Here is a 9,821-nt window from a genome sequence, read left to right on the forward strand (position 1 = left end):
TCGCGCCCCCGTCGGGACGGCCGGGCCCGGGTGCCGTCGGCCGGACCGGCCGTGCGGGCGCGACGTCCCACCTAGACTCCGACGGTGCCCGGCGACCATGCAGCGGTGATCGCGGCACTGCGGTCCGTGCTCGACACCGACCCTGCCAACACCGCGGTGCGGTTGCACCTGGCCGACCTGCTGTTGCAGGACGGCCACCGGGACGACGCCGTCGCCGCCGCCGCGCTGGCGGTCAGCCGCGAACCCGGCTCGGCCGCGGCGGTGGCCGCGCTGCAGCGCATCCTGTCCGCCGGTCCCGCGGCCGGCGCGGATCCGCAGACCGCCGCCGCCGGGGCGGCCGACGTCTCCGCCGCGCCGCGCGGTGCCGACGCCGACGCCGACGCCGGCGCCCGCGCCGACCGGAGCGGAGCTGCCGCGGAGCTGTCCGGGTACGACTGGGCGGCGGCCGAGGACGAGGTGGCCGTCGACGTCCCGGCGCCGTTCGCCCAGCACGAGCTCGACGGGGCCCCGCTGGACGTGCAGCGCCGCGTCGACACCCGGCTGTCCGACGTGGCCGGCATGCAGCAGGTGAAGGAGCGGCTCGAGGTCGCGTTCCTGGGCCCGCTGCGCAACCGCGAGCTCGCGGCCGCCTTCGGCAAGGGGCTGCACGGCGGCCTGCTGCTCTACGGGCCGCCGGGGGTCGGGAAGACCTACATCGCCCGGGCCGTCGCCGGTGAGATGGGCGCGGCCTTCACCAGCGTGTCGATGGCCGACGTGCTGGAGGGCTGGCTCGGCGCCGCCGAGAAGAACATCCAGCAGATCTTCCGGTTCGCCCGCCGCCACGGGCCGTGCGTGCTGTTCTTCGACGAGGTCGACGCCATCGGCCACCGCCGGTCGCGGATCAGTGGGGGCTGGTCGGGTCTGCGGGGCGCCGTCCAGCAGCTGCTGACCGAGCTCGACTCGGTCGCCGAGGACAACGAGGGCGTGTTCGTCCTCGGTGCGACCAATGCCCCGTGGGACGTCGACCCGGCCCTGCGGCGGCCGGGACGCTTCGACCGCACCCTGCTGGTGCTCCCCCCGGACGCCGGGGCCCGGCGGGCGATGCTGGTGGCGCAGCTGTCCTCGCGCCCCGTGGCCGGCATCTCGGTGCAGCGGCTGGTCGCCGCGACCGAGGACTTCTCCGGCGCGGACATCCGGCACCTGTGCGACTCGGCGGCCGAGCTGGCGCTGGCCGACTCCATGCGCACCGGGCAGGTCAGGCCCATCGGCATGGCCGACCTGGAACGGGTGCTCACCGAGATCGGCCCGTCCACCGTGCCGTGGTTGCAGTCCGCCCGGAACGTGGTCGCCTACGGCAACGCGGGCGGCGAGTACGACGACCTGCTCGCCTACCTGGCCGGCCGGAAGCTGCTGTGACGGCCGCCCCCGGGCGGCGCCGGCAGTGGCAGGCGCTGCTGGAGACCGGGCGGCCCGCCGAGGCGTTGCACGACATCCGCGCGCACCTGGCCGACAGCCCGGACGACGCCGACGCACTCCGCTGGGCGGCGCGCGCGCACCTGGACGCCGGCGACCTCGCCGCCGCGGAGACGGCCGTGCGGGCGTCGCTGGCCGTGGAACCGGACGACGAGTGGGCGCTGCGGCTGCTGGCCGCCGTGCTGTCCCGGACCGGACGGGCGGCGCAGGCGGTGGCCGCGGCCCAGGACGCGGTCCGCGTGGCCGGAGCGACGGCGGCGGCGCTGATCTCGCTGTCCGCGTGCCTGCGCGCGGCGGACCGGCCGCTGTCCGCGCTGGGCGTCGCCAAGCTGGCCATCGCGTCCGACCCGGACGACGCCGACGCGGTCCTCGCCCTGGCGCTGGCCTACCGCCACCGACGACGACCAGCGGGCGGCCGCGGCCACCGGCAGCATCCTGGCCGTCGAGCCCGACCACCCCGACGCGCAGGCACTGCTCGCCCGGCTGGACCGGTCGGGCAGTCGCTGGGCACTGAGCCGGCTGACCGCGCTGGTGACCGCCGACCCGCAGGCGCGCACCGAGCTGCGCTGGCAGGTGGTCGAGTCGCTGTTCGACCCCCGCACCGTCGCCCCCGCCTGGCCCCCGCCGGTGGTGCAGCACCGCCGCCGCGCGGACGTCGTGGACGATTCCGGCGTCGTCACGGCGATGGCGGCGGCCGGTGACCCGGACGTCGACCGGTGGCTGACCCTGCGGCTGCAGCGGCGGCTGGCCTGGGGCGCCCTGCTCACCGCTGTCGCACTGTTCGCCGTCTGGCTGCCCGGCACCTGGCGCTGGATCCCGATGGCCTGCACGCTGACCGTGCTGCCGGTGGTGGCCGTCGCCCGCACCGTCGCGCTCGCCGCGACGTACCGCGGGTCACCGCCGCTCCGCCGGCTGCTCCGCCGCCGGCTGCGGACCGCGGGCGCGGTCCTCGACCTCGGCGGTGGCGCGCTCCTGGCGGCGATCGGGGTGGCGGGGCTGGTGCTCGGCCGGGCGGCCGACACCCTGCTGCTGGGCGCCGCACTCGGCGCCCTGCTCTGGTACCTGGCCATCCTGGGCACGATCCGGCTGCGGTCCCTGCGGACCTTCGCCGCGGTGATCCCGGACGCCCGGGCGGTGGTGACCGGTTTCCTGCGGGTCCGGACAGTGCTGTCGGTGGCCGTGCTCGCGGGCGCGGCGGTCGTCCTCCCCTGGTCGGCGGTGCACCCGGCCGGCCCGCTGCGCCTGTGGGTGGCAGCCACCGGCGTGGCCGCTCTCGCGGCGGTCGCCGCCGCCTGGTGGGTGGTCCGGCCGCGGACCCGGCTGGATGCCGTCGTCACCCGCGGGCTGGTGTCCACCAGCCTGCGCTGGCCGGTCCGCGCCGGCCTGCTGGCGCTACCGGCGTTCTTCGCCCCGATGCTGCCGGTGGCCGGGCCGGCCGTCGGCGGCGGCCTGCTCGCGGTCGCGGCGATCTTCGGCCCGTGGCTGCTGTGGACCAGGGGCACCGACTACCTGCCCGGCTTCCCCGGGGCGCAGTACGCCGCGCGACGACCGGCGGGCACCGGCGGCCGGCCTGCGGCCGCACCCGGCCCGGACCCGTCCGGCGCCGTGCTGCGACCGGACCCGCCGCCGGTGGGACGTCTGCGGCGGTCGCTGCACCGGTGGTGCGCGACGGTGGCGACCTGCCTGCTGCTCGCGGCGCTGGTCCTGGTCGCGACGGCCACGGCACCGGCCGGACCGGTCGACGGCGGCCAGGACCGCGACGCGGTGCGGGTCGGAGCCGTCCTCCTGCTGGGCTGCGCGCTGCTCGGCGCGCTGGCCGCCGGGCGGGTGCTCACCCGCCTTCCGCGGGCCGCCCGCCGACCCCTGCTCGCCCTCCCGGCGGCCCGGCGGGCGGCGCTGGTGCTCCTGGTGAGCGGCGTGCTGCTGCCCCTGGCTGCCGGGGTCGCCGTGCTGGCGGCGCCGCCGGTCGGTGCGGCCGGTGCCGCCGCGGCCCTGGCCGGTGCCCTCGGGCTGGTCGCCGCGTCGGTGACCGCGGTGCGGCGCCGGGCCGCCCTGGACCGGCGGGTCCGGGCGGTCCTGTACCTGGCGCCTGCAACCACCGCCGGTCCCCGGGGCGGCACCGCCGGTGGCCCGGAGGGCGGTGACGGCAGTCGCGGTGACGGGGCTGCTGACGGTGCCGGTGACGAGGAGCTCCTGACGACCTGGCCGGTCCGGCCGCCGGAGACGGCACCGCGGTCGTCCGGCTGACCCGCGACCGGCCCGCCGGGGTGCCGCCGGGGTCAGCCCGCGGACGCCCGCCGGGACAGCAGGGCCTGCAGCACCACGACGATCAGCAGGAACGCCCCGCTGACCACCTGCTGGACGTAGCTGTTCAGGTTGAAGCCCTGGACGATCAGGTTCTGGATGACGTAGAGCAGCGAGATGCCGCACAGCGTGCCGACGATCGAGCCGACGCCACCGGAGAGCAACGTGCCGCCGATGACCACGGCCGCGATGGCCGACAGCTCGTAGGCGTTGCCGACGCGAGCCTCCTGCCCGCCGCCGGACAGCGCCGTCGACAGCACCCCGGAGACGCCGACCGTGAACCCGCTGATGGCGTAGACGGCGATCTTGACCCGGGCCACCGGGAGACCCATCAGCTCGGCGGCGGTGTCGTTCCCGCCGACGGCCATCACGGCCTGGCCGAACGCGGTGCGGTTGAGCACCCACCAGCCGACGGCGAACACGATCAGCGCGATCCAGACCGGGTTGCCGATGCCCAGCAGGCTGCCGGTGCCCAGGGTCTCGAAGAACTGCTGCCCCGGGACCACCGGGTGCTGGTTGCCTTCGTCGGTGATGAAGAAGACCAGGCCGCGCCATCCGGTCAGGCCGGCGAGCGTCACGATGAACGGCGGCAGGCCGAGCTTGGCGACGACCAGACCCTGCAGCAGCCCCGCGGCCAGGCACACCACGATCGGGACCACGATCGCCAGCAGCGACCCGTAGCGCGACATGTCGGCGGAGACGATGACCGCCACGGCGTACAGCGAGCCGACGGACAGGTCGATGCCACCGCTGATGATCACGAAGGTCATGCCGGCGGCGATGATCGCCAGGAACGAGGCCGCGAGCGCGGTGTTGCGGAGGTTGTCCACCGTGCCGAAGCTGGGCACCATGACGGCGCCCAGCACCATGACGATCACCAGGGTGGCGAAGGCACCGTTGCGCGAGATGACCGACGTCAGCGCCCGCACCCGCTCCCGCCGGGCCGTCGCACCGAGCTCGGTGTCCGTGGCGACGTGGACGGGCGGTGCGTCCGGCGGCGGCGTGGCGGCCGACGCGGGATGGCTCATCAGGCACTCCTCGACGAGGTCCGCTGGATGTACACGGCGGCGATGATGATCAGGGCCTCCACCATCTGCGACACCGAGTCGGGGATGTTGTGGGCGACCAGGGTGGTCTGCAGCATCTGCATGAGCACGACGCCGGCGACGGTGCCGAGCACGCGCACCTGGCCACCCCGCAGCGGCGTCCCGCCCACCACGACCGCGGTGATCGCTGACAGCTCCAGCAGCAGGCCGATGTACGACGGGTCGCTGGCCCGCAGCCGCGCGGTGGCCAGGATCCCGGCGATCGCGGCCAGCAGGCCCGACAGCGCGTACACCGTGATCAGGGTGCGCCGCACCGGCACGCCGGCCAGCACGCTCGCCCGGAGGTTGCCGCCGATGGCCAGCAGCCGGTACCCGAAGCCCGTCTTGGCGACCAGTACGGCGACGACCAGGATCACCACCAGCGCCACCAGCATCACGTAGGGGATGCCGAGAAGCGTGCCACGGCGCAGGGTCCCGAGGAACGGCGTGAACAGTTCGATGAGCGCACCCCCGGTGATGACCAGGGCGATGCCGCGGCCCGCCACCAGGAAGCTCAGCGTCGCGACGATTGGTTGCACCCTGGCGACCGAGATGACGCAGCCGTTGAAGACCCCCACCGCCAGCCCGGCCAGCAGTCCGACGACGATGGCGACGGCGATCGGGTAGCCCAGCCCGTGCGAGGACTCCGGCGCGACCAGCTTGGCCATCACGGCACTGGCGATGGCCATCGTGGAGCCGACCGACAGGTCGATGCCGCCCGTCCCGATCACCATCGCCATGCCCATCGACACGATCAGGACCGGCGGCAGCTGCGAGAACAGCAGGGTGACGGTGGACCACTGCAGGTAGTGCGGGGTCAGCACGACGTTGTAGAGCACCAGCAGGAGCAGTGCCAGGTAGACCCCGTACCGGCGCAGGAACTCGGTCCAGCGCGCGGGTCGCCGGAACCGCGGGGACCGCGGCGCCGGCGTGGTCTCCTCGCTGGGCAGCGTGGCGGTCACGAGGCGGCCTGGACTTCCTCGGCGGCGGCGCCGGCGATCATGTTCATGATGGCGTCCTCGGTGATGTCCTCGCCGAACAGCGACCCCAGGGCGGCACCGTCGCGTAGCACCACGACGGTGTCCGATCCCTCGACGACCTCCTCGAGCTCGGACGAGATGAGCACCACCCCGAGCCCCTTGTCGGCCAGCTCGGAGACGAGTGCCTGCACCTCGGCCTTGGCGCCGACGTCGATGCCGCGGGTCGGTTCGTCCAGCAGTAGGACGCGCGGGTTCAGGCACATCAGCCGGGCCAGCAGCACCTTCTGCTGGTTGCCGCCGGACAGTTCGGAGACCTTCTGGTCCGGGCTGGAGCACTTGATCCGCAACCGCCGGACGAAGACGTCGACGATCTCGTTCTGCCGCTTCCGCGAGACGAACCCGCCCCTGGTCAGCCGCGGCAGCGCGGCGAGACCGATGTTGTCGCGGATCGACAGCTCCGGGACGATGCCCTCGGCCTTGCGGTCCTCGGGGAGCATGGCGACCCCCTCCCGGATGCGCGACGCCGGGGTCGCCCGGCCGAGGTCGTGTCCGGCGACCCGGACGGTCCCCGAGTCCAGCGGCAGCGCACCGAAGATGGCCTTGGCCGTCTCGCTGCGGCCCGAGCCGAGCAGGCCGGCCAGGCCGACGATCTCGCCGGGACGGACCACCACGGAGATGTCGTCCAGCTGCAGCCGCCGGGACATGTGCTGCGCAGCCAGCACCGGTGCCTGGTCGGCGTCCACGGGCGGCCGGCCGGCCAGCTGCGTGCGCTGCCCACCCGCGAGCTCGCCGGCGTCGCGGCCGAGCATCCGGGAGATCAGCTCCCGGCGCGAGGTATCGGCCACCGCGCCGGTCCAGATGAGGCGGCCGTCGCGCAGCACGGTGATCTTGTCGCAGGCCCGGAAGATCTCGTCCAGCTTGTGCGAGACGTAGACGACGGCGACGCCCTGCTGCCGCAGCAGGCCGACCACGTCGAGCAGCCGGTCGACCTCGCGGGGCTCCAGCGACGAGGTCGGCTCGTCCATGATGACGACCGAGGCGTCCGTCGACACCGCCCGGACCACGGCGACCATCTGCTGGATGCCCAGACTGAGCTCGCCGAGCGGCTTCTTCGGGTCGGCGACGATGCCGTACCGGTCCAGCAGGTCCGCGGCCTCCCGGTTCATCGCGCGCAGGTCCAGCGCCCCGCCGAACCGGGTCCGCTCCCGGCCCAGGAACACGTTCCTGGCCACGGACAGCTGCGGCGCCAGGTGGACCTCCTGGTAGATGGTCTGGATGCCGTGCACCTGCGCGTCCCGGGCGGACCCGAAGTGCACCGGTTCGCCCAGGTGCCGCACCTCGCCGGCGGTCAGCGGGTACACGCCCGTGATGAGCTTGATGAGCGTGGACTTGCCCGCCCCGTTCTCGCCGACCAGGGCGTGCACCTCGCCCGGGAACAGGTCCAGGTCGACGTCCTGGAGGGCGACCACCGGGCCGAACGTCTTGGTGGCGCCCCTGACCGACAGGGTGGGCCTCCCGGACGGGACCGGCGGCCGAGCCGCCGGGGAGGGGGCGGTCGCCATCAACTGTGCCTCTTTCGTGGGTACGACGGGTGGGACGGCCGGCGCGGCGCCGGTGACGGGGCCGCGCCGGCCGCGCGGGATCAGTACGCGGTCCCGCTGTCCAGGGCCTGCTGGGCGTTGCTCTTGTCGTACTGGTTGTCCTTGGTGATCGTCACGGCCGGGGCGCCGTCACCGTTGACGTACGCGTCGAGCGCGTCGAACGCGTACGGACCGAACGCCGGGTTCGACTCGATCACCGCGTCGATGTTGCCGTCGACGATCGCCTGCACGGCACCCTTGGTCCCGTCGATCGACACGATGTGCACCTTGTCGGTGCCGGCCATGCCCTTGTCGTCCAGCGCGGCCAGCGCACCCAGGGCCATCTCGTCGTTCTCGGCGTAGATGGCGTTCACGTCCGGGTGGGCCTGCAACAGCGTCTCGGTGACCGACTTGCCCTTCTCCCGGGTGAAGTCGGCGGTCTGCTGGAAGATGACCTTGATGCCGTCGGCCTTCTTGGCCTTGAGCTCGTCCAGGAACCCGGTGGTGCGGTCGTCGGTGACGTTCACCCCGGACGCGCCCAGCAGGATGGCCAGGTTGGCCTGGCCGCCGGTGGCCTTGATCATGGCGTCGGCGGCGAGCTTGCCCTGCAGCACGAAGTCGGACCCGAGCTGCGGACCGACCTCCTGGCAGCCCTTGACCCCGGTGATGTTGCGGTCGACCGGGATCATCGCGACCTTCTTGGACTTGGCGTACGCGATGGCGTCGCCCAGGCCGGTGGAGTTGATCGGCGAGAAGATGATCGCCTTGGCGCCCTTGTCGATCATCCCCTTGATGTCGGTGTTCTCCTGCTGCGCGTCCGACTGCGCGTTGGTGGTCAGCAGCTTGATGCCGCGCTTCTTGGCCTCCGCGACCTCGGACGCGGTCGAGGCGATCCGGAAGGGGTTGGCCTCCTTCTCGGACTGCGCCCAGCCGACGGTGTCCGTCTTGAAGTCGATCTTGCCGATGCCCAGGTCCGAGCCCTTGCAGACGGGGCCGTACTGGGCCTCGACGCCCTGCGGCAGCGCGGCGCTGAGCAGTTCCGTGCCGCCCGCGGCGGCGATGGCCGGCGGCACCGAGCCCGAGCCGCCGCCGGACGACGAGCCGGATGTCGCGGACGAGCCCGACGCCATCGAGGAGCCGGACGACGCCCCGCTGGACGAGGGCGCCGACGCCGAGCTGGACATCTCCGAGGACGAGGAGGAGCTGCTGCTCGACGAGGTCGAGCCGGACGTGTTGGCTCCGCTGTTCTGCCCGGTGGAACAGGCGGAGAGCAGCAGGGCAGCTCCGGCCAGCGCGCTCACCGCGACGACGTGACGACGATGGGTCATGGAAGTCCTTCTCGAAGGGGACGATGCGACTGCAGGACGATCCGACCGGCCGAGGGCCGGGACCCAGCCCTCGTCGGCAGCACCACGGGATGCAATCCGGCCGGCGAACCCTCGCCGACCGAGCGGTGTCCCAGAGTGTTAACGCTCACAGAATCGTTGTCAACGGGTCGTCGCCGCTTCGACATCGGTCCGTTGCAATCGCCGCCGGCATGGGCGGAGGACACCGGCGGTGGCCGTGCGGCGGCGAACCAGCCCATGCCCCGACCGGCCGATCCGGCGCCGCCCGCGAGCGAGGGCAGCGCCCCCACCGACGATCTCGCGCTGCGGTCCCCGGGATCCACGGCGCCGCGGCGCCATCGGTGGGGCCGTCCGGTGGACCGCCGGTCACCGGACGGAGCACGCCGGGTTCGGGCCCGACCCCGCCGATCGGGGCATGCCCGGCACGGACGGCCGCAGGCAGCCGGTCGCCGCGCGGCCGGGGCGGGCGCACTGCGCCGCGCCGGCCGGTGGGCACGCCGCCCCGGCGAGCGGGCGTTGCGGATGCGGCGAGCGGGCGTGCCGATCCGGCGACGGCCGGCGGGATCGACCTGCGGCAGCCTGCATTCAGACCTGCGCCGTCTCCCCCACCGACACCCCAGGGGCGGCACGGCTGCAGAGCCGGCCCGCAGGGGCGCCAGGTGTCCGGCCCTGCAGGAGCGGAGAGAGTCCGGTCGGCAGGGACGCAGGGTGTCCGGTCGGCGGGGACGTGCTGCGGTCGGCGGTGCCGGGGAAGGGCAGCGAACCGGGAAGGCAGCAGCTGCGCCCGACCTTGCGAAGGTCCACGGAACGCCGCGAGGGCGGCCCCACCGTGGTGGGACCGCCCTCGCGATCGGTACTGCGACGTGCTGTCCGGGGCGACCGGACCCTGATCCGGCAGGATCAGAAGTCCATGTCACCGCCACCCGGAGCGGCCGGCGCGGCGGCCTTCTCCGGCTTGTCGGCCACGACGGCCTCGGTGGTCAGGAACAGCGCGGCGATGGACGCGGCGTTCTGCAGCGCCGACCGGGTCACCTTGGCCGGGTCGATGATGCCGGCCTCGACCAGGTTCTTGTA

General features: G+C 74.1%; 7 protein-coding genes and 1 pseudogene. 3 read left to right on the plus strand and 5 right to left on the minus strand.

The genetic code is table 11. From position 1 onward, the window contains the following. Nucleotides 1-84 precede the first annotated feature (84 nt). Nucleotides 85-1,395, plus strand: coding sequence for an AAA family ATPase (locus IEY37_RS13640; RefSeq protein WP_229674403.1), 1,311 nt, complete (start codon nucleotides 85-87; stop codon nucleotides 1,393-1,395). Then, a complete protein-coding gene (locus IEY37_RS22170) occupies nucleotides 1,392-2,153 on the plus strand; it encodes a tetratricopeptide repeat protein (protein ID WP_229674404.1) in 762 nt (253 codons plus the stop codon). The genes IEY37_RS13640 and IEY37_RS22170 overlap by 4 nt, the downstream gene beginning before the upstream one ends. 1,578 nt (nucleotides 2,154-3,731) lie before the next feature. Here IEY37_RS22170 and IEY37_RS13650 read toward each other — a convergent pair. The 4 genes from IEY37_RS13650 to IEY37_RS13665 all read right to left on the minus strand — a co-directional run bounded on the left by IEY37_RS13650 (nucleotide 3,732) and on the right by IEY37_RS13665 (nucleotide 8,474). Then, the gene (locus IEY37_RS13650) at nucleotides 3,732-4,784 is read right to left on the minus strand and encodes an ABC transporter permease (RefSeq protein ID WP_188942258.1); all 1,053 of its coding nucleotides are present in this window, start codon (nucleotides 4,782-4,784) and stop codon (nucleotides 3,732-3,734) included. Continuing rightward, entirely contained in the window at nucleotides 4,784-5,791 is a 1,008-nt protein-coding gene (locus IEY37_RS13655; RefSeq protein WP_373298341.1) for an ABC transporter permease, read from the minus strand. Before IEY37_RS13655 ends, IEY37_RS13650 begins: the two co-directional genes overlap by 1 nt. Nucleotides 5,792-5,799: 8 nt before the next feature. After that, nucleotides 5,800-7,383 carry a sugar ABC transporter ATP-binding protein gene (locus IEY37_RS13660; RefSeq protein WP_188942260.1) on the minus strand — a complete coding sequence of 528 codons (1,584 nt, stop codon included), beginning with the start codon at nucleotides 7,381-7,383 and terminating at the stop codon, nucleotides 5,800-5,802. 80 nt (nucleotides 7,384-7,463) lie between these two features. Continuing rightward, nucleotides 7,464-8,474, minus strand: a complete 1,011-nt coding sequence (locus IEY37_RS13665) for a substrate-binding domain-containing protein (protein WP_188942262.1) — start codon at nucleotides 8,472-8,474, stop codon at nucleotides 7,464-7,466. On the opposite strand from IEY37_RS13665, the gene IEY37_RS13670 reads away from it, so the two are divergent. Beyond that, a complete protein-coding gene (locus tag IEY37_RS13670; RefSeq protein ID WP_188942264.1) occupies nucleotides 8,461-8,715 on the plus strand; it encodes a hypothetical protein in 255 nt (84 codons plus the stop codon). The genes IEY37_RS13665 and IEY37_RS13670 overlap by 14 nt on opposite strands. Before the next feature lie 932 nt (nucleotides 8,716-9,647). On the opposite strand, the pseudogene IEY37_RS13675 reads toward IEY37_RS13670, so the two are convergent. Then, nucleotides 9,648-9,821 (minus strand): annotated as a pseudogene (locus IEY37_RS13675) (TCP-1/cpn60 chaperonin family protein); the annotation flags it as partial.

The sequence above is a fragment of the Nakamurella endophytica genome, from assembly GCF_014646215.1.
Lineage (GTDB): Bacteria > Actinomycetota > Actinomycetes > Mycobacteriales > Nakamurellaceae > Nakamurella > Nakamurella endophytica.